The 24,929-nt window shown below is 47.5% G+C and carries 27 protein-coding genes; 16 read left to right on the top strand and 11 right to left on the bottom strand.

Annotation, left to right across the window (positions count from 1 at the left end; all coding sequences use genetic code 11):
* Positions 1-81: 81 nt before the first annotated feature.
* The gene (locus ACYVF1_RS16605) at positions 82-459 is read right to left on the bottom strand and encodes a response regulator (protein WP_190888972.1); all 378 of its coding nucleotides are present in this window, start codon (positions 457-459) and stop codon (positions 82-84) included.
* Between the two features lie 119 nt (positions 460-578).
* Here ACYVF1_RS16605 and ACYVF1_RS16600 point away from each other — a divergent pair, with 119 nt between their 5' ends.
* From ACYVF1_RS16600 to ACYVF1_RS16590, 3 genes are all read left to right on the top strand, one after another.
* Positions 579-1,034 carry a RidA family protein gene (locus ACYVF1_RS16600; RefSeq protein ID WP_461080704.1) on the top strand — a complete coding sequence of 152 codons (456 nt, stop codon included), beginning with the start codon at positions 579-581 and terminating at the stop codon, positions 1,032-1,034.
* A gap of 60 nt (positions 1,035-1,094) precedes the next feature.
* Positions 1,095-1,664 (top strand): Crp/Fnr family transcriptional regulator, encoded by a 570-nt coding sequence (locus ACYVF1_RS16595; protein WP_461080702.1) that lies wholly within the window; start codon positions 1,095-1,097, stop codon positions 1,662-1,664.
* 71 nt (positions 1,665-1,735) lie between these two features.
* A complete protein-coding gene (locus ACYVF1_RS16590; RefSeq protein WP_461080700.1) occupies positions 1,736-2,101 on the top strand; it encodes a DoxX family protein in 366 nt (121 codons plus the stop codon).
* A gap of 42 nt (positions 2,102-2,143) precedes the next feature.
* On the opposite strand, the gene ACYVF1_RS16585 is transcribed toward ACYVF1_RS16590, so the two are convergent.
* Entirely contained in the window at positions 2,144-3,073 is a 930-nt protein-coding gene (locus ACYVF1_RS16585; RefSeq protein WP_461080698.1) for an SMP-30/gluconolactonase/LRE family protein, read from the bottom strand.
* A 210-nt stretch (positions 3,074-3,283) separates the two neighbouring features.
* Between ACYVF1_RS16585 and ACYVF1_RS16580 the strand changes: the two genes are divergently transcribed.
* Entirely contained in the window at positions 3,284-4,069 is a 786-nt protein-coding gene (locus ACYVF1_RS16580; protein WP_461080696.1) for a DUF2490 domain-containing protein, read from the top strand.
* A 9-nt stretch (positions 4,070-4,078) separates the two neighbouring features.
* Here ACYVF1_RS16580 and ACYVF1_RS16575 read toward each other — a convergent pair whose 3' ends face one another.
* Positions 4,079-4,849 carry a MerR family transcriptional regulator gene (locus tag ACYVF1_RS16575; RefSeq protein WP_461080694.1) on the bottom strand — a complete coding sequence of 257 codons (771 nt, stop codon included), beginning with the start codon at positions 4,847-4,849 and terminating at the stop codon, positions 4,079-4,081.
* A gap of 230 nt (positions 4,850-5,079) precedes the next feature.
* Here ACYVF1_RS16575 and ACYVF1_RS16570 point away from each other — a divergent pair, with 230 nt between their 5' ends.
* Positions 5,080-5,205, top strand: coding sequence for a hypothetical protein (locus ACYVF1_RS16570; RefSeq protein WP_461080692.1), 126 nt, complete (start codon positions 5,080-5,082; stop codon positions 5,203-5,205).
* A gap of 58 nt (positions 5,206-5,263) precedes the next feature.
* On the opposite strand, the gene ACYVF1_RS16565 is transcribed toward ACYVF1_RS16570, so the two are convergent.
* A complete protein-coding gene (locus tag ACYVF1_RS16565) occupies positions 5,264-5,680 on the bottom strand; it encodes an OsmC family protein (RefSeq protein WP_461080690.1) in 417 nt (138 codons plus the stop codon).
* A gap of 132 nt (positions 5,681-5,812) precedes the next feature.
* Here ACYVF1_RS16565 and ACYVF1_RS16560 point away from each other — a divergent pair, with 132 nt between their 5' ends.
* Entirely contained in the window at positions 5,813-6,406 is a 594-nt protein-coding gene (locus ACYVF1_RS16560; protein ID WP_461080688.1) for a Crp/Fnr family transcriptional regulator, read from the top strand.
* 5 nt (positions 6,407-6,411) lie between these two features.
* On the opposite strand, the gene ACYVF1_RS16555 is transcribed toward ACYVF1_RS16560, so the two are convergent.
* On the bottom strand, positions 6,412-6,732 hold the full coding sequence (locus ACYVF1_RS16555; RefSeq protein ID WP_461080686.1) for a hypothetical protein: 321 nt from the start codon (positions 6,730-6,732) through the stop codon (positions 6,412-6,414).
* A gap of 99 nt (positions 6,733-6,831) precedes the next feature.
* The gene (locus ACYVF1_RS16550) at positions 6,832-7,410 is read right to left on the bottom strand and encodes a hypothetical protein (RefSeq protein ID WP_461080684.1); all 579 of its coding nucleotides are present in this window, start codon (positions 7,408-7,410) and stop codon (positions 6,832-6,834) included.
* 246 nt (positions 7,411-7,656) lie between these two features.
* On the opposite strand from ACYVF1_RS16550, the gene ACYVF1_RS16545 reads away from it, so the two are divergent.
* Positions 7,657-8,541 carry a porin family protein gene (locus ACYVF1_RS16545; protein ID WP_461080682.1) on the top strand — a complete coding sequence of 295 codons (885 nt, stop codon included), beginning with the start codon at positions 7,657-7,659 and terminating at the stop codon, positions 8,539-8,541.
* A gap of 133 nt (positions 8,542-8,674) precedes the next feature.
* Here the strand turns inward: ACYVF1_RS16545 and ACYVF1_RS16540 are convergent, their stop codons facing one another.
* Both ACYVF1_RS16540 and ACYVF1_RS16535 read right to left on the bottom strand, forming a co-directional pair.
* Positions 8,675-9,238, bottom strand: a complete 564-nt coding sequence (locus ACYVF1_RS16540; protein WP_461080680.1) for an RNA polymerase sigma factor — start codon at positions 9,236-9,238, stop codon at positions 8,675-8,677.
* Positions 9,239-9,568: 330 nt separating this feature from the next.
* Entirely contained in the window at positions 9,569-9,823 is a 255-nt protein-coding gene (locus ACYVF1_RS16535; RefSeq protein WP_461080678.1) for a DUF6582 domain-containing protein, read from the bottom strand.
* A 364-nt stretch (positions 9,824-10,187) separates the two neighbouring features.
* Between ACYVF1_RS16535 and ypfJ the strand changes: the two genes are divergently transcribed.
* From ypfJ to tnpA, 9 genes are all read left to right on the top strand, one after another.
* Positions 10,188-11,042 (top strand): KPN_02809 family neutral zinc metallopeptidase, encoded by an 855-nt coding sequence (gene ypfJ, locus ACYVF1_RS16530; protein WP_461080676.1) that lies wholly within the window; start codon positions 10,188-10,190, stop codon positions 11,040-11,042.
* Between the two features lie 148 nt (positions 11,043-11,190).
* Entirely contained in the window at positions 11,191-11,907 is a 717-nt protein-coding gene (locus ACYVF1_RS16525; RefSeq protein WP_461080674.1) for a Bax inhibitor-1/YccA family protein, read from the top strand.
* 147 nt (positions 11,908-12,054) lie between these two features.
* Positions 12,055-12,822: a M48 family metallopeptidase gene (locus tag ACYVF1_RS16520; protein ID WP_461080672.1), complete on the top strand. Its 768-nt coding sequence runs from the start codon at positions 12,055-12,057 to the stop codon at positions 12,820-12,822.
* A 73-nt stretch (positions 12,823-12,895) separates the two neighbouring features.
* Entirely contained in the window at positions 12,896-14,134 is a 1,239-nt protein-coding gene (locus ACYVF1_RS16515; protein ID WP_461080670.1) for an ABC transporter substrate-binding protein, read from the top strand.
* Between the two features lie 8 nt (positions 14,135-14,142).
* Positions 14,143-15,012 (top strand): carbohydrate ABC transporter permease, encoded by an 870-nt coding sequence (locus ACYVF1_RS16510; protein ID WP_461080668.1) that lies wholly within the window; start codon positions 14,143-14,145, stop codon positions 15,010-15,012.
* A 24-nt stretch (positions 15,013-15,036) separates the two neighbouring features.
* Positions 15,037-15,864: a carbohydrate ABC transporter permease gene (locus tag ACYVF1_RS16505; RefSeq protein WP_461080666.1), complete on the top strand. Its 828-nt coding sequence runs from the start codon at positions 15,037-15,039 to the stop codon at positions 15,862-15,864.
* Positions 15,865-15,911: 47 nt separating this feature from the next.
* Positions 15,912-17,018 carry an ABC transporter ATP-binding protein gene (locus ACYVF1_RS16500; protein ID WP_461080664.1) on the top strand — a complete coding sequence of 369 codons (1,107 nt, stop codon included), beginning with the start codon at positions 15,912-15,914 and terminating at the stop codon, positions 17,016-17,018.
* Between the two features lie 194 nt (positions 17,019-17,212).
* A complete protein-coding gene (locus ACYVF1_RS16495; RefSeq protein ID WP_461080662.1) occupies positions 17,213-19,177 on the top strand; it encodes a glycoside hydrolase family 65 protein in 1,965 nt (654 codons plus the stop codon).
* A 41-nt stretch (positions 19,178-19,218) separates the two neighbouring features.
* Entirely contained in the window at positions 19,219-19,683 is a 465-nt protein-coding gene (tnpA, locus tag ACYVF1_RS16490; protein ID WP_461080660.1) for an IS200/IS605 family transposase, read from the top strand.
* A gap of 267 nt (positions 19,684-19,950) precedes the next feature.
* On the opposite strand, the gene clpB is transcribed toward tnpA, so the two are convergent.
* The 3 genes from clpB to ACYVF1_RS16475 form a co-directional block, all read right to left on the bottom strand.
* Positions 19,951-22,575, bottom strand: a complete 2,625-nt coding sequence (gene clpB, locus ACYVF1_RS16485; protein ID WP_461080658.1) for an ATP-dependent chaperone ClpB — start codon at positions 22,573-22,575, stop codon at positions 19,951-19,953.
* A gap of 240 nt (positions 22,576-22,815) precedes the next feature.
* A complete protein-coding gene (locus ACYVF1_RS16480) occupies positions 22,816-23,760 on the bottom strand; it encodes a tryptophan-rich sensory protein (protein WP_461080656.1) in 945 nt (314 codons plus the stop codon).
* 57 nt (positions 23,761-23,817) lie between these two features.
* Positions 23,818-24,912 (bottom strand): SDR family NAD(P)-dependent oxidoreductase, encoded by a 1,095-nt coding sequence (locus tag ACYVF1_RS16475; protein WP_461080654.1) that lies wholly within the window; start codon positions 24,910-24,912, stop codon positions 23,818-23,820.
* Between the last annotated feature and the right edge of the window lie 17 nt (positions 24,913-24,929).

The following is a 24,929-nucleotide window of genomic DNA, read 5'->3' as shown; positions in this document are numbered from 1 at the left end:
GCGGTGAAAGAGCGAAAGATTTGCTGGCGTCAGCCATTCGCTCTTTCACCGCTCCGGCGGCCCGGTCTTTCGCTCATTGATTTAGTCCGTCAACTGATTCACAACTTCTACCAGGCGGTCGAAGTTGAGGGGTTTCACCAGTACGTCGTTGAAACCTGCCGTTTTAAATTCTTCTTCGGTATAGTTTTTCGCGTTGCCCGTAATGGCCACAATGGGGAGGCTCGCTTTTTTCGAATCCGGCAAAGCCCGAACCCGACGCACGCACTCCATTCCATCCATCAGAGGCATGTTAATGTCCAGCAGGAGAATGCTGAAATCTTCCTTGTCCAGAATTTGCAGCACCTGCTCGCCATTTTTGACGGCAGTGATGTCGTAATTCTGAAACTCAAGAATTTTGCGGGCCAGATTCTGGATAACGGAGCTATCTTCGGCAATCAGGACACGTTTGGAAGCTGACATAAGGCTTGTAAGGTCGTGTTACGTTTTAAGGTGGTGAAATTATAGAGTTAAAGTTGAATACCCTAAAAATAACCCCAAAAGTTATATTTACCCGTTTTTACGTATCACCAACAACCCGTATGAAACATCTAGTTTACTCATTGATATTACTACTGAGTACCAGTAGCTTTGTGTTTGGTCAGATTAAACAGATCGTCAAACCCCGTAATGCACCTTCGCTGCCTTATCCATTTAGTCCGGGGGTGATTAGTAATGGATTGCTGTTTGTGTCGGGGCAGGTCGGCACCGATGCCTCAGCCAAACTCGTATCGGGCGGCATTGAGGCCGAAACCAAACAAACGATCCAGAACATCGAAACGATTCTGAAAGACGCCGGTACGTCGCTCGACAACGTAGTAAGTGTTACGGTGTATCTGACCAATATCGACGACTTCCCCAAAATGAATGCTGTCTACAAGCAATTCTTCAAGGAAGATACCTATCCGGCCCGTACCACCGTTGGAGTAGCCAAACTCGTGCTTGGCGCCAGTGTCGAAATAACCATGACAGCAGCCGTGCCTCCACGCCGGAAATAGGAGCGACGTATTAAAATCAGAAGCCTGACCGTCTGTGCTACGTTAATTTCATAAATTCTAGTGAATATTAATCCGTTTCTGGAAGCCATTGCCCGTTTTACGCCCTTATCGCCCGATAGTCGGGTAGCGTTGGGGAACGTACTGAAACGCCTGGAACTGCCAAAGGGGCATGAATTGGTGCCGCAAAACACGATCTGCCGGTGGGTATATTTCATCGAATCTGGCCTGACCCGAACGTATTACTACAAAAACGGAAAAGACGTAACAGACTGGCTTAGCGCCGAGGGGCAATTTGCGATTTCGCTCAGCAGTTTTCTGACCCAGCAGCCCGACCGACGTATCGTTGAACTACTGGAACCATCGATTCTGTGGGGTATTTCGCACGATAGTCTGGAAATGCTCTATCAACAGTACCATGACATTGAACGGCTGGGGCGACTGCTGGCTAATCATGGTATGCTGCTGCTTCAGCAACGATTTGATGAACTTCATTTTGCCACCGCCCTCGACCGCTATCGCAACCTGATGGCGCTCAATCCGACGTTTATTCAGCGGGTTCCGTTGGGCATGGTCGCTTCGTATCTGGGTATGACCGCCGAAACGCTGAGCCGGATGCGGGCTCAGATTTAGTTTTTGACAATTGTCAAAGGAAAGCCGATTCACTACGTTCAACTTTGCTTCAGAACGTAATGAACAGGATTATGAACATCATTCTCTGGCTCGTTCAGGGCTTTCTGGCGATTGTGTTTGGTTACTCCGGCTGGATGAAATCGACCCGGCTGGCTCCAGAACTAGTTTCGATTGGGCAAACCGGCGTTGAACATCTATCAACGCCCCTCATCCGGTTTATTGGTATTGCTGAATTGCTCGGTACGTTAGGATTGATACTGCCCTGGGCTACGCAAATTCTGCCGGTACTAACCCCTGTTTCAGCTATTTGCTTGGGGATCATTATGATACCGGCGGGTATTATTCACTACCAACGTAACGAGATACGTAGCGTTGGGCTGAACGTAGTTGTTTTTCTGCTATGTCTGTTTGTGGGGTACGGGCGATTGGCAATGTAGTCACAAAAGCCCCAACAGGTTCTGCCTGTCGGGGCTTTTGATTTACTCTACTCCCTTTACCTGCATCGGCAATGTATACACGGATTCGGTAGCCGTAATGAATAACGTTTTGCGGTCTTTGCCGCCGAAACAGAGGTTGGCCGCCCAGCGCGACGGTACCGGAATGTAAGCCACTTTCTTTCCCGCCGGATTATAAACCGTAATGCCTCGGCCACTCAGGTACACATTGCCCTGACTATCAAGCGTCATGCCATCGGAACCCTGTGATACGTATAATTGTCGATTGGTCAATTTACCGTCGGAAGCAATTTCGTATTTGTAGGTTTTGTTCGCGCGGATATCCGCTACGTAGAGATTCTTTCCGTCGGGCGTACCGACGATGCCGTTGGGCTGCATCAGATCGGCATCCATAATGATCGCTTCTTTCTTTCCGGCTGGAAGGTAATAGACTTTCTGACCTTCTATGTCCGGTTTTTTCCGTTCCCAATAATCGCGCTGGTAGTAAGGGTCGGTGAAGTAGATACCGCCTTTAGTATCGATCCATAAATCGTTGGGTCCGTTGTAGCGCTGACCTTGATAATCAGTCATTAATACCGTTACTTTTTTGTCCGGGCTGATAGACCAGAGCTCGTCTTTCTCGTCGGCGCAGGAAATGATGTTTCCTTTCTTGTCGAAGTAAAGGCCATTGGAACGCCCGGTTTTATCCATGAAGAGCGAAATGCTTCCGTCGGTGTCGAATTTCCAGATTTTATCGTTGGGTTGATCGGTGAAAAACACAGCTCCTTTTTTATCAACCGCCGGGCCTTCGGTGAAGGTGAACTGGCTGGAAATCTTTTGCGGGGTAGCTCCCGGCACAACAATATTTGCCGAATCCATCATGACTGGAGTGGGTTGCTGATTCTGGCTAAATCCGTTGGATAGGCTCAATAACAGTGCCGACAAAACGAGTCCGGCTTTGGAATTAAATTTCATAGGTAGTCTTTTTCAAGGGACGTTCCCTGTTCGATACGTATCGTTTTAAATTATCGGGAAGTCAAATTCTACTCAACCCAGTTGTTTGACCACTATGAATTAGATACGGCTGCGTATCTCCCGCAAATTGCGGATTATGGGGTAACGGACTTCATATCTGATGAACAATCGCTACTTTTGCCTATATTTTTGTCAAAGAGAACCGTATCTGTGAGCCGCTTTCGTCTAGTTTGCTTCCTGACAGTCACCGTATTTATCCGAACCAGCTACCTTTCCTTCGCACAAACTGCGGTATTGCCCACCACCCCCACCGGAACCTGGTTTATTGGTACGTTGGTGATTCCGGCTGGCGAAAAAAAATGGGGTGGATTCGCGGAAGTTCAGGCGAGAAGCAACGGACTATTCCAGCAGTTTTTCTACAATGAGTTGAAAGGCGGTGTTAGTTACGACCTCGACAAAAATTTTTCACTGATGATTGCCGGTGGTCGCTACGCTACGTATGATTATCATGATTTATCGACGGGGCCGCTTAACCTCGAAATGCGACTCTGGCAGCAACTGACAATCAATCAATACCTCGCCCGACTCAAGTTCGAACACCGCTACCGCGTTGAACAACGGTGGTTTACGTTTCGTGATGGAACAACGCCGTTTCGAAACCGGATACGGTATCGGCTCAATACGTTCATTCCGCTTAACCACCTGACGGTTACCGACAATACGTTCTTTCTGTCGATTTACGATGAAATTTTTCTGAATCCGGTCGGCCCTGTTTTTGAGCGAAACCGGTTTTACGCTGGTGTTGGCTACCAGTTCGACCAGCACCTCATTCTGCAACTGGGAATGGTGAATCAGACCAATTACAACCCCGCTACGTTCGACAGTGGTGTTTTCTCACCTCAGTCGGCCAGCGGGAAAAATAACGTAGTAATCGGTCTGATTTACCGGCTCAAGCGACGTAACGACGCCGAAAAATTGCCAACCCAGCCTGATTGATTTAGTTTGCTACGTTAGCTGTGTATCCGCAAAATAAACCATGGCTTTGTTTACAAAAGCCGCGTATTCAGGATTTCCCTGGCCGTTTTGAGCTGTAAAACGCGGATCGTCGAGGTACAACTGCGCCAGCCCTTTGTACGCTTTCTGCATGTCTTTCGACTGGCAGGCTTCTTCGCCCCAGAAACCCTGGATATTAACGTAATGGCGGGCAATCTGCTGCTGAACATCCGGGCTGGTTGGGTCCTGATCTACAAGACTTGCCAGTTTTTGAGCAATGTCGAGCTGATCGGCTTTCAACTGCTCAAACCCCGCTTTGCCAAGTTGCCGCAGTTTGGCTTCGCTGGCCTCAATGGTTTTCGTGCCGTATTTCTCCACGGCTTCCTGACGGTACTCCTGACCTTTGGCGAAGCCTTCGTATAACTCTTCGTTGGTTAACATATCTCGTTCTCCTTTTATCGTTGAAATTGTTTTGTCGATCGTCGTGAGTAACGTAGTAAGCCGGTCACGTCGGAATTTTAGCGCGTGCTTATGGCTTTCAAGCGCCGTGAGCAGGTTAAAATCCGGGTCGTTCATAATGGCGAGAATGTCGGTCAGCGAAAAATCCAGTTCCTTGAAAAACAGAATCTGTTGCAGACGTAACAACTCGTTTTCACCGTACAGCCGATACCTAGCCTCAGTACGTACTGATGGTTTCAGAAGCCCAAGGCGATCATAGTGATGCAGTGTGCGCACACTGACACCCGCCAGTTTCGCCAGCTTATTGACCGAATATTGTCGCATAAATCACGGTTCCGATTGACGAACCAAATGTAGACTATGACGTAAGGGGAGAGTCAAGAAAAATTTTCACTTTTTTTCAAAGCCCGTTTTTTCGCCAAAATGCCAATACAACTTATCGGTGATTTTTGACGGTTTATCCGCTAAAACTGACGTCTTATCAATTTGTAATAGGAGAGAGGAAAACTCAGTAGCAACTTTGTATCACCCTGCAACCAGTAAACAACGCTGCTATGAAAGTTAAGAATTTCCTTTTGGCCAGTCTTTTTCTGTCGCTGCTCCTTGTGAGTGCCATGGTTTCGCGTAGTATACAGGCTTATCATCAGGCGCAAACAACGGCTCATCACATTCAGCCTTAAAAAAGAGCGGATAAGTACATGACTCATCCGCTCCGTTCGGTTCTCAATTCTGATTAGCTTACGCCAACGTAGCGTCTACGCTAATGCTGGTATTGAATAGTTTCGAGATCGGGCAGTTGTGTTCGGCATGGTCGACAAGTTCGTCGAATTTAGCCTTGTCGAGTCCGGGTACCGTCGCGGTAAGAACCAGACTAGAACTGGTAATCCCACTGTCTTCCAGCGTAATCGTACATTTCACATCCAGCGAATCGGCGGCAAAACCTGCCTGCTGAATATTAAACGCCAGCTGCATGGCGAAACAACCCGCGTGAGCAGCCGCAACCAACTCTTCCGGATTGGTGCCAACGCCATCGGCAAAACGGGTATTAAATGAATATTGCGTCTGATTCAGAACGGTGCTGGCCGTTGTCAGCGTACCTTTTCCGTCTTTACCTGTTCCGGCCCAATGTGCTGATGCATTCCGTGAGATTTTCATGTTTGTATGTTTAGTTTTGTTTGCGATTTGATTTTGTTGCAACAAAAGTAGGAGGTCGTTTTCTGCACTTTTTTCACCTATGTTAAAAAGCGCGACGTATCAACCTCCACTTGTATACAGACAGTTTATAAAATGCTTTCACCAGAACGTACTACGTTACAGAACCACTTACGGCAATTTGCCCAGCTCTCCGACGAGGATATTCAACTAGCCGACGAATACTGGTACGTTCGGCATATGGCCCGACATGATTATTTTACGTTTCAGAATTCGGTTTGTCGGCAGGTGGGCTTTTTGTTGAAAGGACTATTTCGGGTTTATTACGTTGACCCTAAGACGGAACAGGAACACAATCTTTATTTTATCCCCGAACACGTTTTTCTGACGTCTTTGAAGGGCTTACTGATGCAATCGGCCTGCCCTTATCTGATCGAAGCCCTGGAAGATGCCGAATTGCTGGTGATCGACTACGACCGTCTTCAGCAACTATACACACAATCGCACGGCTGGGAGCGGTTTGGGCGACTTTTGGCCGAGCAATACTTCATGATTAATCAGATGCGTTCGGAAAGTTTACTGACGCAGACAGCCGAAGAACGCTACGTTGATTTGCTCAACAATCATCCTGACATTCTGAATCGGGTGTCGCTGGGGCACATTTCGTCGTATCTGGGTATTAAAGGGCCTTCACTCAGTCGAATTCGGGCGCAGGTGGCCCGCAAGTGAGTTCGCTAATACCCTTCGTCGTTAACCAGATAGAACTGTTTTGTGATGGTAGACTGATCTTCGTTACGTATCGTTACGGTCAGCAATTCGACGTGTGTGTAAGGATCGAACGGCCTTATCTGGGTGTCGGTAATAGTCTGGTTATTTCCCGACGTATCATTTTTTACAAACGACAGGGCTTCTTCCTGCGTATCAAAACTGCCCAGCAAATTGTCGGGACTAAACTCTGGTTCCTGTTCAGGAAGTTCACCAACTGTATTCGAAATAGGCGAGTTTGCTACGTTCGACGTATCGGTTACGGGAACGCTATATAATTCGATAGTCATCAGAATGAATAGAAAATGCAGAATGAATCATTAATAATGCTTAGTTACAAGATAACGGTCCGCATTATTCATTGTTCATTCTACATTATTCATTATCAGTTACAAAGCTGTTTTGGGCAGACGGTTCACCAGCCATAGGAGAAACAGCGCGTTGAAAATCAGCGTAAAAGGGATAACCGATATATTTTTGAAAAATAAGATGATAGCCCATTCAGATGACTGATCGGAAATGAGCTGTCGTGCCTTCAGGGTAATATACAGACAAGTTTCGTAGGCAATGTGATTGATCAGTACGTTGAACAGAGCGGCAATCACTAAAAAAACGACAAAATTAGCCAGCAACGCCGGCCAATTGATACGTAACGTCTGAACCGCCAGCCGCCAATGCTGCCGACGACCCGATTTGTTGGTTACGAGTTGTGTTAATCGAGCAACGCCCTTCCGAATATTCGTGAATCCGAGCGCATACAGGAAAATCAGAATTCGGGCCGATTCAATGACAACTTCCAGAAGAAAATGCGCCGTTGGACCGACGGGACCGAATGCTTTTAGCTGAATCGCTCGGCCAAAAGCGGCAATGAGACCCAGACTGAAAATGAATAGAAAATGCTGCTGGCAAAATCGGATGGTTTGTACAGTCCAATCCAGGGCTTTGAGGAGTTTTGGTGCTACGTTCATGAGTAAATGGAATAGATTTTAGCTCAGCCAAATGTATCAATTTTCTGGATTAGAAGCAGTTCCAGAAATAAGACACTACGTTTTGCGGGGCTGATTCTGTCGTTTGTCGAACGAACGTATTGTCACATCCTAAAGCGGCTTTTCGCCAATTCACCCGTCTTTAATTCCAGTTCAGACACCTCGCTGGTGCATTCGCTTTCTCAAGCCGCCAATTTTGAATCGTAAACAACAAAAAACGACAAGATAATGAAATACAATTTCTGGATAATTGCTTTACTAGTTTTACCCCTTGGAGTTTCGGCACAGACACGTACCACAGCCCGTAAACCCGTAGCTTCTGCTACGCACAAAACCACAACCCGGCCACAGGCGAGCCGTGCTACGTCGACGGCCGCAAAACCAGCAACTGTATCACCCCGATTCACGACCGAACAAGCCGCTCCTCAAACGCAGCCAGCCGCCGAGCCTAAAGTAGCTGAGTCTGTGAGCCAACCGGCTGAGCTGCCGGTAGCTGAGAAGCCACAGGTACGCACACAGACTCGCACACAGCCCCGTACTGTACCGTCCAGCGAAGGTAATTTCCGGATTGGTGTACGGCTGGGTGGTAATTTCTCGACAATTGGTGGCGTTGATGTTGCGGCAATGGGTTCAGGGCTTCAGCAGGAGCGCGTAATGGGTTTTCACGGCGGAGTTATAATGAATATTGGCGGACCGGGGTTTTCAGTACAGCCCGAAATTCTTTATAGCCAGTATGGTACGCGCCTGGCCATTGGTTCTGATTATCTGCAGTTTAAATACAATCTGGTAGAGGTTCCTGTGTTGCTCAAAGCTTCTTTTGGTCAGCCCAATCTGCGCTTTTTTGTGAATGCAGGCCCGATAGGAACATACGCACTAAGTGGTACAGTTTCGATTCGGGAAGGTGGTCAGTCTGATTCGGGTGATATTGAAATGGGTAAGGAGGGACGATTCAACTACGGTATTGCGGGTGGTGCTGGTGTAGCGCTTAAAGCTGGCCCTGGTACGGTGCTACTCGAAGGACGATATAATTACCTGGTTGGTAATGAAGACAAAACAACGCCACAAGCTGCGATGCTTTCGTTCGGATATTTAATTCCGCTGGGAAGCCGCTAAGATCTCATAGAAGAATGTCATAGGTTAGGAAAGCGAAATCCCCGGTGCTTGTGGCGCCGGGGATTTTTTTGTTACCAGTATCTTGATGGTAAATCGTCTACTTAACTTAAGAAGCTGCTTTGGTAATAAAGCGTTAATCAAGTAAATCAGACGCGTAGCGGTAACTATATAGTCGTTGCAGTTTATCGCGGGTACGTTTTAAACGCATTTTAACTGTGCTGGATTTCAGGTTATATTTCTCCGCGATAGCGTCGATGCTCATGCCTTCTTCGTATTTGAGCTGAAGTAATGTCCGCTCTTTGGGAGAAATGGTTTCCATTGCCCGTTTCACCAGAAGCATAGTTTCTTCGTGAATAGCCGATTCCCGCGATTCTGGAAAATCCTGATTTAACGTATCATCCAAGGCCGTCACAGAGAGCCGTTTAGCCAGTCGAATCTGATCGGAGCAGTAGTTGAAAGAAATTGAATACAGCCAGGTCGAGAAACTCGAGCGTTCCTGAAAATCATCTAATTTGTTAAAAACTTTCAGAAAAATGTCGTGTGTGAAATCCTGGGCCTGCTCTGAGTTTTTGGTCATCGATAAGCAACGACGATAGACTTTGTTTGCGTAGCGGTTGTAGAGGGTTTCAAAACAATGAGAGGGTTGGCTGGGAAGATAGCGACGAATCATCTCTTCGTCTGTTAAACGAACATTCATGGGCTGACTTATAATTTAATTTATGGGCTATCGGTAAAGTAAACATAAAAATATGTATTTTAAAATAACCGTATCGAAGATTTAATGTAGTGAAATGCAAACAATTAGATAACGGTTCTTAAAAAAGACGTATATTTCTATTGTATGATTAATTAGAACAATAAATATCTGGTTTATAAATACTTAAAGAATTACACTAAAAGTACATTGTTGATAAAATCATATTTTTATTAATGTGAAAATGTAGACAAAAAGATTATAAATTTCTCTTTTTGCGCACTAATAGTTACCGTAATTTATTTTTAATAAATTAATTAAATTTGTCTGTTATTAATCCGCAATTTCGATACTAAATTTTTTGGCTGCTTTTTTAATTCGCTCTTTAATTGTTGCTACTTCATCACGATCATATTTAGATGCATTGTCTTTATGATTGATATAACTCCAGGCGGCACGGACATGCTCGGGCGTGTCAATCGGATATTTTTTGTTGGTTTGATCGGCAAAAGTAACGTCGCCGTATTTATGTTCTCCTTCGGACGGATTAACGTCGTCGCGCTGGTCAATTTTGGGGTCGTTTGCCATGATTACTACATTAGTTGGTTACTGTTAGAACTGTAAAATCACGACTTAGTTTTCGTACTAATACGTTTGTGGAAGGTAGTGAGAGTATGGTACGTAGTAAGCGCAATGTGTACAACTCTTTCGTCCTGAAGAACCTGAGGTTCAGTCTGACAGGCTCTTAAAGCTGTTTGCCTATCGGTCTGAGCCTGTCGAAGTCTCTGGTAACAGCAAAACGTTGAATCAGCTAATACTGCCATTACGTTACGTGGCGAGCATTTAAGAGTAAGCTTTAACGAATTAATTGGCAGTTGCTAAACATTTTATCCTTAGAAACGGTAATCTTGCCAGTACGAATTGTATAACTAGCTATTAACCGAATAAAACTATGCGTTGGTTAGGAGGTCGCGAAAGCGATAATGTCGAAGACCGCCGGGGTATGGGCGGAGGAGGACTGCTGGTAGGGGGCGGAATTGGTTCTGTTGTAATCGCCATAATTGTGATGCTGCTGGGTGGCAACCCAGGTGATGTGCTGAATCAAAGCCCTCAGTCACAGGCAACACAAGCTCCTGCCGATCAGCAGGCAGACGATGAAGCTGCCAAGTTTACCCGAAAAGTGTTGGCCAGTACGGAAGACATCTGGACTAAGATTTTTGCGGAACAAGGAGCGCGTTATCGTCAGCCGACGCTGGTTATGTTTCGGGGCGTAACCCAATCGGGCTGTGGTACAGCTACGGAAGCATCGGGCCCTTTTTATTGCCCCGGTGATCAGAAATTATACATCGATTTGTCGTTTTACGATGAACTGAGTAAGCGTTTTGGTGCGCCCGGCGATTTTGCGATGGCCTATGTAATTGCGCACGAGGTTGGGCACCACGTTCAGAATCAGCTTGGTATCATGAACCAAACTGATCAGCTACGGGCGCGAATGAACGAACGTCAGTACAACAAGGTGTCGGTACGTCTCGAACTTCAGGCCGATTTTTTTGCGGGCGTATGGGCGAATCAGGCGCAGGGAAAAAGCTTCGAATTTGAACCTGGTGATATTGAAGAAGCATTAACGGCGGCAAACGCCATTGGCGACGACCGTATTCAGGAAGAAACTCAGGGACGGGTTGTTCCCGACGCGTTTACGCACGGAACTTCGGCGCAACGGGTCTACTGGTTCAAAAAAGGACTTAAAACCGGCGACATCAAACAGGGTGATACGTTCAACAGCAACGAAGACTCGAATCTGCAATAAGACAACTGATAACTTAAACGAGCCCGATGATTTTTGTCGTCGGGCTTTTTTTATGGAAATGCTACCGTATACTATAGTGCTACGTTAACCTGTTGGATATAAGCCAACGTTTCCCGTTCTTTCTGCACTAAAACCTACTACACGTTCTATGGAACCACAATCCTATTCCAACCCACATCCTTACCTATCCGCCGAAGACGTTAAACGCGAACAGGCTGCTTTTATGACGCAGGTTTACGGCTGGATGACCGTTGCCCTGCTCGTAACGGCTGTTGTATCAATCTGGGTGGCCAGTACTCCGGCGGTTTTGAACCTAATCTTTGGTAATCGACTGGTTTTCTACGCCTTGCTCATTGGCGAAGTACTGCTGGTTATGTCGCTTTCGGCGGTTGTGCAGCGCGTGTCGGCCCAGACTGCTACGTTCATGTTTCTGGGCTATGCCGTTATGAATGGCCTGACGCTGGCCTCCATTTTCATTCTGTACACCGGCGGCTCCATCGCTTCGACGTTCTTTGTTACTGCCGGTACGTTCGGTGCAATGAGCGCTTATGGTTATTACACCAAGCGTGATCTGACGTCTTGGGGAAGTTTCCTCCTGATGGCGTTGATTGGCCTGATTATCGCGTCGGTCGTAAATCTATTCTGGCAAAACGAGACATTATACTGGGTTGCTACGTATGCAGGCGTCCTGATTTTCGTAGGATTGACGGCTTACGATACGCAGAAAATCAAAGAAATGAACGTAATCGGCAATGCCGGTACCGACGAAGATCGGAAAGAAGCCATTATGGGCGCGCTTCGTCTTTATCTCGATTTTATCAATATGTTTCTGTATCTGCTACGTCTGCTGGGGCGTCGGAAATAAGCGTAGCGAAGCCATTATTTAGCGGAGGCTCTTTCACAGAAGAGCCTCCGCTTTTTTATTGATTGGCTAAACTTTTTAAGCCGAAAATAGTCAATATATCCAGTACACGCCTGGTTTACAGGTTATATTCACTAGACAACTCAACTCATGAAACGCTCAATCATTAAGTTCGTCTGGCTGCTCGGGTTACCGATGATGGCTCAGGCTCAGAATAGCCCCAGTCTCGCACAGGCCGCCATGGACGCGCTGAATTCGGCTTTAATTTCGGATGCTCAGGTTGCCGAATTATCGCGGCAGGCGGTGGTGGAAATGGACGCCAAAAATCCGGTTGCGGGTCCCAGTGATCCATATACAGTACGTTTAAATCGTATTGTCAGTCGTCACCGCACGATCAGTGGTTTGCCCATCAACTATAAAGTGTATAAAGTGGCGGATGCCAATGCTTTTGCAACAGCCGACGGTAGCGTGCGCGTGTTTAAAGGGCTGATGGACATTATGAATGACAATGAATTGCTGGCCATTATGGGCCACGAAATCGGTCACGTAATTAACCACGACACGCGCGATGCCCTGAAAAGTTCACTACGTCGTTCGGCGGTACGTAACGCAGCCGCTTCTACGTCTGGAGCCATTGGAAAATTGTCGCGATCGCAGTTGGGAAGTGTGGCGGATTATCTGATGGGTGCTTCGTTTAGCCGTAAGCAGGAAACCGAAGCCGACGATTATAGCTACGGATTTCTGAAACGTAACGGGTATAACGTACTGGCGCTTGCTACGTCCTTCGAGAAATTGGCCAAGCTAAACGGGGGAGGCCAGGGCGGTAAAGTAGCTACCATCATGTCGACGCACCCCGACAGTAAAGCCCGCGCTCAACGTGTGCGGAATCGCGCTCGGCAGGATGGCCTGACACGATAGAAAAAATGCCTGATTTTTTAGGATTTTATTCTGTATTATTGTCTTCACTTGGCGTTACCTTATTTACTCTCCCATGAGTAAGTTTACCAATTGTTGGCAATACATATTTGTATTATCAATTGTATTCACCTTTTCAGGCTGTCAGTCGACCGATAGTAAACAGACTCGCCTTTCGGGCTGGTCGTCTAATCCTGTTGAAGAAAAATTAGTGGCTGGTGTTCTTGCCGATTTTCATCGGGAGAAGCCAGCCATTAATTTTAAATACGAGCCGATTCCGGGCAATTATACCGAGAAAATTCAACTGATGCTCGGCACCCATACGGCGCCCGATGTTTTCTACCTGCGTGGCGAAACGGCACCCTCATACATGCGTTTCAACGTACTGGAACCGCTCAATCAGTACGCGGCCGATACTACGTTCCGGCTTAATGATTTTTATCCTGCGCTGCTCAAATCGTTTCAAAAAGGTGATACGTTGTACGGCGTTCCGAAGGATTTTAACCCGTATGTATTGTTCTACAACAAAGCCATGTTTCAGGAAGCCGGCCTGACGCGCCCACCGCAAAACTGGCAGGAACTGGAAGCCTTTTCGCGCCGGATGACCAAAGACAAAAACGGCGATGGCAAACCTGATCAATACGGGCTGGTGCTGGAGCCGACTATCGAAATGATAATGGCTTTTGTGTATCAGAACGGTGGTGATTTTCAGAAAGAAGATGGTACGTTGGGCATTCTGGATAAAAACTTTCTGGATGCGTTGGAGTACTACGTTCGCCTTTACAGAACCGGAGCCGCTACGATTCCGAGCGATTTGAGCGCCAAATGGAACGGCGAATGTTTTGGTACTAAAAAATGCGCGATGGTGATTTCGTCGGGCTGGCTCATTCCGGAAATGCGGGCGAATTACAGCGATGTCGACTGGGGTGTGGCGGAATTGCCTGTTGGCCGTCAGAAAGCGACGATTGTATTTACCAATGCCTACGCCATGCCAAAAGAATCGATTCATAAAAAAGACGGCTGGCAAATGATTGACTATCTGACTAGTCTGGACGGTTTGAAAAGTGTGGTGAAACAAGGTTTGGCTTTACCACCGCGACGTAGCGTGGCTCAACAATTGGGCCTGTATAACGACCCGGTAAAACGGGTTTTTCTGCAAAGCGCTGAATTCGCCCGCACGTTTCAGACGACCCTTCCCGAACGCTGGTATGAAGAAGCCAGCGTAGCGTTGCAAATGATTTACTTCGACAATAAAACACCCCGGGAAGCGATGGAAGCATTGAACCGGCAAATCGAGAGTGGGATTCTTCAATAACGTAACGTATGCCGCAACCCTCTACCCGTCAGCGTGATATGATTATGGTAGCCTGGCTATTTCTGGGCTTCCCGCTGTTGCTGATCGGCCTTTTTGTCTTTTTCCCGATTGCGTATTCTCTCTTTATCAGCTTTTTCGACTGGAATCTGGTTACGAACCAGCGCACTTTTATTGGACTTGCCAATTACGCGCGACTCTTTGCTGACTCACTCTTCTGGAAATCAACGGGTAATACCATACTTTACACAGTTGGCGTTGTGCCGATTCAGACATTTCTGGCTCTGTTTCTGGCCTTTGTCATGAACCAGAAAATTCGCGGACGTTCGTTTTTTCGGGCTGCGTTCTACATACCAGCCATTACGTCGTCGGTCGTTACGTCGGCCCTATTTATTGCTTTGTTTTCAAAACAAGGCCTTATCAATCAGCTATTTGGCTTAGAGAATGACTGGCTTACCAATCCAAATACCGCCATGCTGACGATTATGGCGAATAACATCTGGACGACGTCAGGCTATTTTATGGTGTCGTTTCTGGCGGGTTTACAGTCCATTCCGAATTCGCTTTACGAAGCCGCCCGGATTGATGGTGCGTCGACCTGGCAGCAGTTCTGGAAAATTACGGTGCCGATGGTACGTCCCGTTACGTATTTCGTGCTGGTGCTGGGCCTGATTGGCTGTTTTCAGGTGTTCGACCAGATTTTCATTATGAGTGCGGGCGGCCCGGTCAACAGTACGACAACCATGAGTTACTACGTATACGTAAACGGTTTCAAATACTTTAAACTTGGTTACGCAGCGGCAGCGGCCATTGTGTTGGCGGTACTGATTTTCTCGGCCAATCAGGTTCAGAATAAGTATTTCAAACCCGAAGTTGATTAAAGCCGGAGGTTGTCGGAAACATTTATGAAGCGATTACAATACCAGAAATTCGTATTCTACGCCATCCTGCTGCTGATGACAGCGGTCTACATTGGGCCGTTTATCTATCAGTTTTTTATCTCGATTTCGCAGTCAAAAGACGTATTTGGCGATCCGGTTAAATTGCTTCAGCCACCCAACTGGACGTTTCAAAATTATGCGAACGTTTGGGTCGATCTGCCCTTTAAACAATGGTTGTTTAATAGCCTGTTCATTACGTTGGTGCAGACAATTATGAACGTTTTCTTTTCGGCTCTGGCCGGTTTCGTTTTTGCGCGGCTGACCTTTCCCGGTCGGAAATTTCTGTTTGGGTTGCTCATTTCATCGCTCACTGTTCCGGTCATTATTCTACTGGTCCCGAAATTTATTTTTATGAATAACCTGCGGCTGGTCAATACGTATGCGGGTCTGATTCTGCCCAACCTGATTACCATAACGAACATCTTTCTGATGAAGCAATTTTTCGAGACGATTCCCAAGGATCTGGAAGAAGCGGCCCTCATTGATGGCTGTTCGTACTTTCGTATTTTCTGGCAGATTTTCCTGCCTGTCAGTACACCCGCCTTGGCTGCCGTCGCGATTTACACCTTTCAGGGAAGCTGGAACGAGTTTCTCTGGCCCGTTACGTTAGCCATCACCAGCGACAAGTTTACCTTGCCCGTTGGTGTCGGCTTTCTAAAAAGTCAGTTTCAGAGCGACTGGCCGCTGTTGATGGCTGGTACGTTGCTCATTACGATACCCACGCTTTGTATTTTTCTGGTTTTTCAGCGATACTTCGTACAGGGCGTTGCTGCTTCCGGCGGAAAAGAATAAACTCAACAAGAAGGCTTTGAAATAGTGAGCAATACGTAAATTAACCTATGGCAACTGTAGAAATCCGCAACCTCGTTAAACAATATCCCGGCGCTGTAAAAGCGACGATACCCAACGCAAATTTGACTATTGACGACCAATCGTTTGTCGTTTTGGTAGGTCCATCAGGCTGCGGAAAATCGACCTTGCTACGTATGATTGCCGGTCTCGAAGAAATTTCCGGGGGCGAGTTGCTCATTGATGGTCAGCGCATGAACGACCTGTCGCCCAAAGATCGCGACATTGCGATGGTGTTTCAGAACTACGCGCTTTACCCGCACATGAGCGTGTACGAAAACATGGCGTTTGGTCTTAAACTGCGTAAGTTTTCGAAAGCCGAAATTGACCAGCGTGTGCGGGCTGCGGCCGATATTCTGGACATGAATGAACTGCTGGATCGCAAGCCCAAAGCTATGTCGGGAGGGCAGCGCCAGCGCGTGGCCATTGGTCGGGCAATTGTGCGCGAACCAAAAGTGTTTCTGTTCGATGAACCTTTGTCGAATCTGGATGCTAAACTCCGGGTGCAGATGCGGGTGGAAATCAAGCGATTGCACCAACGACTCAAGGCCACAATGGTGTACGTAACGCACGATCAGGTAGAAGCTATGACGATGGGCGATAAGATTGTAGTGATGAAAGCGGGCGTGATTCAGCAGGCCGATTCGCCGATGAATTTGTATAATAATCCGGCTAATCTGTTCGTGGCCGGTTTCATTGGCAGTCCGTCGATGAATTTTAGTCGGGGGAAGCTGGTAGCGCAGGACAAAACGCTACGTTTCATCAACTCAGCACTTAATTTTCAGCTACCAGCTTCGCTGACGAATACGTTAAAAGAGCAAGTTGACAAAGAAGTAATTTTCGGATTTCGGCCGGAGAGTATTCACGACATTCGCACTTCCAGCGGCAAAACACTGACCGAACCGCAACGTATCACTATCGACGTAACGGAACCCATTGGCAGTGAGACGTTTTTATATTTCGCACTAAATGAGCAAACCTGCTGTATGCGAACGCTATCGGACAGCCAATATCAACCCAATCAAACGATTGACGTCGGTTTTGATGCCGAACGCCTATATTTCTTCGATGCCCAAACGGAACAACGTACTGGATAAAGGCTACGACAGGCTCCGGCTGTCGGAGTTGCCGGATGGTCTGTAGCTACCTAATTAGTCGCTAACGCGACTCCGACAGCCGGAGCCTGTCGGGACTTGTCAAATAAACTTCGAATTTTAGTTACCGAATTTGGTTCGCTACGTCCCGACGTAGCATTTACTTTAGCGGCCAAGTCTGCGTTTGTTTTCTTTCCATGACTCATCAATCCATTTCTGATTCCAACTGGCGGCTTACTGCTGACAGCATTGATCCCAATAACTATTTTGGCGTCACCGTTGCCAATGGCATGGTTGGTCTGGTTTCGTCAGTGCAGCCGATGCAGGTGCAGGATGTTATTCTTAACGGCGTTTATGATAACTACCAGCGGGGGCGCGTCGAAAACATCCTGAAAGTTTTCAATCATCTCAATTGCTGGCTTGATGTTGACGGAAAGCGAGTGTCGGCTCAATCTGTGAGTCACTACGTTCAGACGCTCGATATGAAGACCGCTACGCTCGTTACTACGTTTGAAGTAGCCAATAAACTACGGGTTCGGCACAGCATATTGTCACTACGTCATCTGCCATTTACGGCTATGATTGAGATTGAATTTGAGGCTTTAGCTGACGTAGTAGTAACACCCGCTTCGGTGATTGAAGCACCTGCTCATCTACAGGATATTCGCAGTTTTTACAGCCAGATTGACCGGCCGCATGTTACGTTGCCGTTGCTGACTTCGGTGGCGAAAAGTCCGTCGGGGAAATACGTAGTAGCCGCTTCCAATAGTTTCATCTTCGAAGAGCCTCACGGACAGGAACCTATGCTGATTCATGAAGACTGGGATCATAATTTGCATCTGGCAAAATTCTCGAAGACGCTTCAGAAAGGTGGTAAGTATTCATTTGCCGTTGTTGGGTCAGTTATCTCGTCGGCACACGTAGCGGATGCGCATAACGAAGCGGAGCGATTAACGGTCTTCGCCAAACTTGAAGGCCGTGATCGTTTGCTAAAACGCCATCATCAGGAGTGGATCCGGCTTTGGCAGAGCGACATTGAAATTGACGGCGATGAACATGTGCAACGAGCGGTACGTTCGGCAATTTACCATCTCTATTCGTTCGTTCGCGCAGATTTTGGGTATAGCTTGTCGCCGATGGGTTTATCGGGTCTTGGATACAATGGGCACGTTTTTTGGGACACCGAACTCTGGATGTATCCGGCCCTACTGATGCTACGTCCTGAACTCGCGAAATCCTTACTCGACTACCGTTTTGAACGTATGGAAGCCGCTCGTCAGAATGCCAGATCGCATGGATTTAGAGGGGTTATGTTTCCGTGGGAATCGGCAGGTGATGGTTCTGAGCAAACGCCGGTCTGGGCGTTGACCGGGCCTTTTCAACATCACATAACAGGTTGTATAGGTTGGGCTTTCTGGAAATATTATCAGGTTACGAAAGACAAAAAATGGCTGGCTGAACGCGGTTTCCCATTGTTACGTGAGGTTGCCGAATTCTGGTGCAGTCGGGTGGAACGTAATCAGCCTGACCAATACGACATTAATAACGTAATAGGCGCTAACGAATGGGAAGAGAATATTGATAACAACGCGTTCACCAACGGCATGGCTAAAACCGTGCTTCATTACGCGGTTCAGGCCGCTCACGAACTTGGCTTCACACCTGATCCAGACTGGCAGTACGTAGCTGACCGAATTCCAATACTTACATTTCCCGACGGCACCACTCGAGAAAACGCTACGTATATTGGCGTCGATATCAAACAAGCTGACGTAAATCTGCTGGCGTATCCACTCAACGTAGTGATTGATGAAGCTGCCATCCGGCGCGACCTGGACTACTATACTCCACGGTTGTCGCCCGAAGGGCCAGCGATGGGGCCATCCGTTCTAGCGGTGCTCTATGCGCGAATAGGCGAAACTGAAAAAGCTTACGAATGGCTATTGAAAAGTTATCGGGCTAATGAAGTACCTCCTTTTGGCGTACTGGCCGAATGCGCGGGCGGTACAAATCCGTATTTCGCTACTGGGGCGGGAGGCCTGCTCCAAGCCGTTTTAGCTGGCTTTGGCGGATTGGATATTACTGATGAAGGATTAGTACGTCGGGATGTTGCGTTACCACAATCGTGGAAAGGATTGAGGTTGAAGGGGTTTGGTGTATAAAGAACGCCGACTTACTATTAGCCTAACCAACCGGACGTAACATGCCTAATACGTACACTCAACTCTATATCCAAACCGTTTTTGCAGTTAAGTACCGTTATGGACTGATTCGTACAGCGTGGAAGGAAGACCTTTATCGATACATAACGGGTATTGTACAGAATCAGGGACACAAGTTGATAGCAATCAATGGCATGCCCGATCACATACATGCTTTCATTGGCCTCAATCCCAAATTCTCTGTTTCTGAATTGGTGCAATATGTCAAAATGGATTCGGCGAAATGGATTAATGAAAAGCGATTAACGCCCGGTAAATTTGAATGGCAAAGTGGCTACGGCGCATTCTCTTATAGCCATTCGCAAATTGATAGTGTGGTCAAATACATACAAAATCAAGAGCAACATCATCGTAAGCAAACCTTTTTGGAAGAATACATGACTTTTCTGCAGAAGTTTGACGTACCCTACGATGAGCGGTACGTTTTTAAACCAGTTGAGGAATAAATTTGAGTGAGCGGTTACCATTAGCTCACCCGTCGCATAGCGACCCAATGTTTATAGATCAAATGAACAAACAAAACTCTCCCGTCGCGTAGCGACCAAACCAATTAGCGGAGTTGTTTGGTCGCTACGCGACGGGGAGGTTCGCGAGTTTGACTTAGTTTCTACAAACATTTGGTCGCTAACGCGACGGAAAAGGCCGGATGAGGCAACAAAAAAGCCCGGCCACATTTCAGCGGCCGGGCTGGTACTTTGTCTGCTAATTATTCTTTATAATTCAATTTCAGCGTCGAGGTTGGTGAAGGCGATTTCACCTTCGGGGCTCAATTCCATCAGGACGACCGAATCATTTTTTACTTTGCCCGATAGGATGCTTTTCGACAACTCGTTCAGCACCCGGCGTTGCAACACCCGTTTCAGCGGACGTGCGCCGAAGATGGGGTCGAAGCCTTCTTCGCCAATTTTGGTCAGCGCTTCATCGGTAGCGTCGAGCTGGATGCCGTTTTCGGCAAGGCGACGTTTGATTTCGCCAAACTGAATGTCGACAATTTTGCGAATGTTGGCCTGCGTCAGCGGTTCAAACATCACAATCTCATCAATCCGGTTCAGGAACTCGGGCCGGATGGTTTGTTTCAGCAACTCCATCACCGCCGTTTTGGCCTCTTCAATAACTAGTGAGTGGTTCCAGCCTTCGTCTTCGGCGAATTTTTCCTGAATCAGGTGGCTACCGATGTTCGACGTCATGATGATAATCGTGTTCTTGAAGTTCGCCACACGACCTTTGTTATCGGTCAATCGTCCTTCGTCGAGCACCTGAAGCAGAATGTTCCAGACATCCGGATGCGCTTTTTCAATCTCATCGAGCAGCACAACCGAGTAGGGTTTCCGACGTACCGCTTCGGTCAATTGACCGCCTTCGTCGTAACCAACGTATCCCGGAGGGGCACCAATTAAGCGGCTCACGGCGTGACGTTCCTGGTATTCCGACATGTCGATACGTACCATCGCGTTCTCATCGTTGAACAGGTATTCAGCCAGCGTGCGCGCAACTTCCGTTTTACCAACGCCCGTTGTGCCGAGGAAGATAAACGAACCAATTGGCCGTTTGGGGTCCTGCATACCGGCCCGGCTCCGACGTACCGCATCCGAAACCACTTCAATGGCTTCCTGCTGACCCGCTACGCGTTTACCAAGTTCTTTTTCCAGATTGAGCAGTTTCTCGCGGTCGCTTTGCAGCATTTTCGAGACAGGAATGCCCGTCCATTTGGCAACCACTTCGGCAATATCTTCAGCGGTTACTTCTTCCTGCAGCATCCGGTCCGACGTATCGTTTTCCTGTTCGCCAGCGCCCTGCAACGTAGTGAGTTTCGTTTCAATTTCGGGAATACGTCCGTAGCGAATTTCGGCTACTTTGCCGTAGTCGCCACTACGTTCGGCCTGTTCGGCTTCTAAGCGCAGTTTGTCGAGCTGTTCTTTCAGCGTACGACTTTCGTTTACCGACGCTTTTTCACCTTCCCATTTGGCTTTCAGTTCGTTACGTTGTTCGCTGTAATCAGCAATCTGTTTACTGAGTAACGTTTCTTTTTCCTTGTCGTTCTCCCGACGTATCGCTTCCCGTTCGATTTCCAACTGCATGATACGTCGATTCAGTTCGTCGAGTTCTTCGGGAACCGAGTCCATTTCCAGACGTAATTTGGCAGCCGCTTCGTCCATTAAGTCAATGGCTTTATCTGGTAAAAAACGGTCGGAAATGTAGCGCGTAGACAATTCTACAGCGGCAATTACAGCGTCGTCTTTGATACGTACCCCGTGGTGCAATTCGTATTTTTCCTTGATACCCCGGAGAATCGAAATCGCATCTGCTACGTCGGGTTCATCGACCATAACGGCCTGGAAACGACGTTCAAGCGCTTTATCTTTCTCGATGTATTTCTGATACTCCTTTAACGTAGTGGCCCCAATCGTGTGGAGTTCTCCGCGTGAAAGGGCAGGTTTCAGGAGGTTAGCGGCATCCATAGCGCCTTCGCCACCGGCACCAGCTCCAATGAGTGTATGGATTTCGTCGATGAATAGAATGAGCTCACCATTTGAATCTGTTACTTCTTTAATAACTGATTTCAAGCGTTCCTCAAACTCGCCTTTGTATTTGGCGCCCGCAATAAGCAAGCCCATATCGAGCGAGACGATGGTTTTCGATTTCAGGTTTTCCGGTACGTCGCCCGAAACGATACGTTGGGCTAATCCTTCCACAATGGCGGTTTTACCAACGCCCGGTTCACCGAGCAGAATCGGGTTGTTTTTGGTTCGGCGGCTCAGGATTTGCAGCACTCGCCTGATTTCATCGTCGCGGCCGATTACGGGGTCAATTTTACCCTGCCGGGCGCGTTCGTTCAGGTTGATGCTGTACCGTTCTAATGATTGATATTTAGCTTCTGCGTTTTGGTCTTTCACCGAATTTCCTTTTCTAAGTTCGTTGATGGCCGCTTTCGTTTGTTTTTCATTGAAACCGGCGTCTTTTAATAAGCTGGCTATCTGATCTTTACCAGCCATCAATCCCAGTAGCATCAGTTCAACGCTCACAAATTCGTCGCCGAACTCTTTCGCCAGACTGCTGGCTTTCGCTAACGCTGCGGCAGTGTCGTTGCTCAGATAAACGCTTCCATTGCCACCCGACACTTTGGGGTACGTAGTGAGAATGGCCTGTAGCGCACCGTTCGTATTTTTTAGGTTAATATTCAGTTTTTTGGCAATGAAACCAACCACGTTTTCATCTTCCGACAAAATTGCCTGAAGTAAATGCCCCGTTTCAATGGCCTGTTGGCCGCTGCCCAGCGCCATTTCCGACGCTTTCTGCACGACCTCCTGTGCTTTGATGGTGTAATTTTTGAAGTCCATGACCGTCTAGGAATGAGTGCAAATGGATAATGAAAAATGTAAAATGAGGTGTAAGGGTTTACTACACTATTCATTGTACATTTTCCATTGTTTATTAACAAATCACGGGCCGAGGTAGTTTTACGGACATTTTGGCGTGAAAATCTTAGTTTTTACAGATTTTTAAGACATAATGACGTATATAAAGTAAAAAAGCTGTCCCGTTCAAACGGGACAGCTTTCATATAATTCAGAATGGACTTAATCTAAACCTTCAGCCTCAATCGGTTTCATGCGCTCGCGAGCGATTGTGGCCTGGTACGGTTCTTCGGTTTCTACAGGCCCTGCCAGTACTTCGGCTTCCTTCACTACGTAGTGATCATAATTATGAAATTTTTCTTTGGGAAGCCAGTAAGCCAGAAGCCCAGCGTAGGCGGCTGCCAGTGCTGCGGCAGTCCAGCCAACAATGGGTTCTTTTTCCCATTGCCGGGTAGCAATGCCACTGAAACCAGCCACGAAAGGAACCATATACCAGGGGTCGTTCAATTGACGGGCAATGAAGTAGCCAGCCCCCGCCGTAGCGCCCAGAATACCCGCCGATATGGGCTCATCTCGTTCCTCATCCGATTCCCACCAATTGAGTGTTAACAGAGAGTTTGGCGTACCAACCACCGTGGCCGCTGTGAGCCAGCCAGCATACAGACTCACTGGAATACGCAAATATTTTTCGGGGGCAGGTACGTCCGTTTTGCCAATTTCCAGACTTTGGTGCAAACCCAGCGCTGCGGGTAAATTAAATTTCGTAGTCAGGTCTGAAATGAGAATACTTTGCGGGTCGTTCTGCGAGAAAAAACGACCGAAAATGGCGTTTAACGTCCAGGAGGCCAACCACCAGGGGAGCGCTTTCTGATAGCGTGGGTTGTGTTCCTGCGAGGGTAGTGCCTGATGGACCATTAAGGCGGTTAGCCCTGAGTAGATGGTCGACCAAACCGCGCCGAATGTCCAGCCCGCCGGAACAATCTGATTTTTCTCAAATACCTGTTCATACTCAACCGGTACGTCATATTCATATTCTGAGCCGCCCTGATTTGCCTCGTGCCGCTCCTGACTTTCTCGTCTGGAACGACTGCTCGACGTAGTCGTGTAGATAATGCTGCCAACGGCAAATACAGCAGCAGCGATTCGCCAAATTGAAGTATTTTTCATTGTTGGTAAAAAATAAGCCCGAACGTAGCGCCTGTTACGTTCGGGTTTGTCAATACATTAAGAAACGACTTCTTCTTCCATTACTTTGTTTTTCACTACGTCGGCCTGATGAATCAGGTCAGACGTTTTATCTTTTGTAGTCGTGTACGCGCTCACAACCGAATCCACTACGTTATCGACTACCGACGAAAGTGCATCGGAGATGGTATCGCCCAGCGACTTAGCCTTATACCGGTATCGTGCTTTTGTGAATTGATTGGTGTTCATATACGTGTAACCCAATGCAATACCAGCTATCACAGCAATGCCGATTCCAATCCCCCAGGCCAGTCCGCTTGCTTTTTCTTCGTCCGGATCGGGCTTCTGCGACATCTTATCGCGCATTAGAGCCGACAGCGCTTCCTGAGGTGCTACGTAGGACATGACTTCGTATGATTTGTTTTTCAGACCACCGGGTATCACTTTCGGTTTGCCGGCCATAAGCGCATTATAACCGTCTTTTGCGACCATAACCGGGTCCTGCACTTCGTCGGTCACTTTGGTATTTTCGGCACCAGCCTTGTGGAAAAAGTCAGTGTCGGTGGCATTAGGCAACAGGGCCGTAACCGTTACGTTGGTGTCTTTCAACTCATTTACCAGCGACTGGGTGAAATTGTACACGTAAGCTTTAGTGCCCGCATACACGGCCATCAACGGCGTGGGCGTGATCGATAGGAGGGAAGCCAGATTCAGAATTTTTCCTTCGTTACGTGACAACATATCATACAGGAAAAGCTTCGTCATCTGGGTGAGTGCCAGTACGTTCAGGTGAATCATGGCTTTCTCCCGCTCCCAATCGGTGTCGGTAGCGAAGAGACCATATAGACCAACGCCGGCGTCGTTCACCAGTACATCGACTGTAATATCTTTCGACTTTACCTGATTATAAACATCCTGTGCGGCATCCTCTTCCGACAGATCTTTACTGATTACCGTGATCTCCTGCGTGCCATAATTACTTTTGAAAACCTCACCCAACCGGTCCAGCTTATCATCACTGCGGCCAACCAATACCAGATTGTAGCCATCCTGGGCGAAAAGCTTGGCCAATTCCTGGCCGATGCCACTGGAAGCCCCTGTAATTAAGGCGGTTTTGCCTGTTCCTGCGTTCATAACGTGTCTTAGTTAGT

It is taken from the genome of Spirosoma flavus (assembly GCF_054778555.1).
The sequence above is the reverse complement of the archived record's forward strand: the minus strand, read 5'-3'. Positions and strand labels throughout refer to the sequence as shown.

Excerpts from the sequence above, each read along its gene's own strand:
- ACYVF1_RS16605 (WP_190888972.1), bottom strand. The coding sequence starts at position 459 with ATGTCAGCTTCCAAACGTGTCCTGATTGCCGAAGATAGCTCCGTTATC.
- ACYVF1_RS16600 (WP_461080704.1), top strand. The coding sequence starts at position 579 with ATGAAACATCTAGTTTACTCATTGATATTACTACTGAGTACCAGTAGC.
- ACYVF1_RS16590 (WP_461080700.1), top strand. The coding sequence starts at position 1,736 with ATGAACATCATTCTCTGGCTCGTTCAGGGCTTTCTGGCGATTGTGTTT.
- ACYVF1_RS16585 (WP_461080698.1), bottom strand. The coding sequence starts at position 3,073 with ATGAAATTTAATTCCAAAGCCGGACTCGTTTTGTCGGCACTGTTATTG.
- ACYVF1_RS16575 (WP_461080694.1), bottom strand. The coding sequence starts at position 4,849 with ATGCGACAATATTCGGTCAATAAGCTGGCGAAACTGGCGGGTGTCAGT.
- ACYVF1_RS16570 (WP_461080692.1), top strand. The coding sequence starts at position 5,080 with ATGAAAGTTAAGAATTTCCTTTTGGCCAGTCTTTTTCTGTCGCTGCTC.
- ACYVF1_RS16565 (WP_461080690.1), bottom strand. The coding sequence starts at position 5,680 with ATGAAAATCTCACGGAATGCATCAGCACATTGGGCCGGAACAGGTAAA.
- ACYVF1_RS16560 (WP_461080688.1), top strand. The coding sequence starts at position 5,813 with ATGCTTTCACCAGAACGTACTACGTTACAGAACCACTTACGGCAATTT.
- ACYVF1_RS16555 (WP_461080686.1), bottom strand. The coding sequence starts at position 6,732 with ATGACTATCGAATTATATAGCGTTCCCGTAACCGATACGTCGAACGTA.
- ACYVF1_RS16550 (WP_461080684.1), bottom strand. The coding sequence starts at position 7,410 with ATGAACGTAGCACCAAAACTCCTCAAAGCCCTGGATTGGACTGTACAA.
- ACYVF1_RS16545 (WP_461080682.1), top strand. The coding sequence starts at position 7,657 with ATGAAATACAATTTCTGGATAATTGCTTTACTAGTTTTACCCCTTGGA.
- ACYVF1_RS16540 (WP_461080680.1), bottom strand. The coding sequence starts at position 9,238 with ATGAATGTTCGTTTAACAGACGAAGAGATGATTCGTCGCTATCTTCCC.
- ACYVF1_RS16535 (WP_461080678.1), bottom strand. The coding sequence starts at position 9,823 with ATGGCAAACGACCCCAAAATTGACCAGCGCGACGACGTTAATCCGTCC.
- ypfJ (WP_461080676.1), top strand. The coding sequence starts at position 10,188 with ATGCGTTGGTTAGGAGGTCGCGAAAGCGATAATGTCGAAGACCGCCGG.
- ACYVF1_RS16525 (WP_461080674.1), top strand. The coding sequence starts at position 11,191 with ATGGAACCACAATCCTATTCCAACCCACATCCTTACCTATCCGCCGAA.
- ACYVF1_RS16520 (WP_461080672.1), top strand. The coding sequence starts at position 12,055 with ATGAAACGCTCAATCATTAAGTTCGTCTGGCTGCTCGGGTTACCGATG.
- ACYVF1_RS16515 (WP_461080670.1), top strand. The coding sequence starts at position 12,896 with ATGAGTAAGTTTACCAATTGTTGGCAATACATATTTGTATTATCAATT.
- ACYVF1_RS16510 (WP_461080668.1), top strand. The coding sequence starts at position 14,143 with ATGCCGCAACCCTCTACCCGTCAGCGTGATATGATTATGGTAGCCTGG.
- ACYVF1_RS16505 (WP_461080666.1), top strand. The coding sequence starts at position 15,037 with ATGAAGCGATTACAATACCAGAAATTCGTATTCTACGCCATCCTGCTG.
- ACYVF1_RS16500 (WP_461080664.1), top strand. The coding sequence starts at position 15,912 with ATGGCAACTGTAGAAATCCGCAACCTCGTTAAACAATATCCCGGCGCT.
- ACYVF1_RS16495 (WP_461080662.1), top strand. The coding sequence starts at position 17,213 with ATGACTCATCAATCCATTTCTGATTCCAACTGGCGGCTTACTGCTGAC.
- tnpA (WP_461080660.1), top strand. The coding sequence starts at position 19,219 with ATGCCTAATACGTACACTCAACTCTATATCCAAACCGTTTTTGCAGTT.
- clpB (WP_461080658.1), bottom strand. The coding sequence starts at position 22,575 with ATGGACTTCAAAAATTACACCATCAAAGCACAGGAGGTCGTGCAGAAA.
- ACYVF1_RS16480 (WP_461080656.1), bottom strand. The coding sequence starts at position 23,760 with ATGAAAAATACTTCAATTTGGCGAATCGCTGCTGCTGTATTTGCCGTT.
- ACYVF1_RS16475 (WP_461080654.1), bottom strand. The coding sequence starts at position 24,912 with ATGAACGCAGGAACAGGCAAAACCGCCTTAATTACAGGGGCTTCCAGT.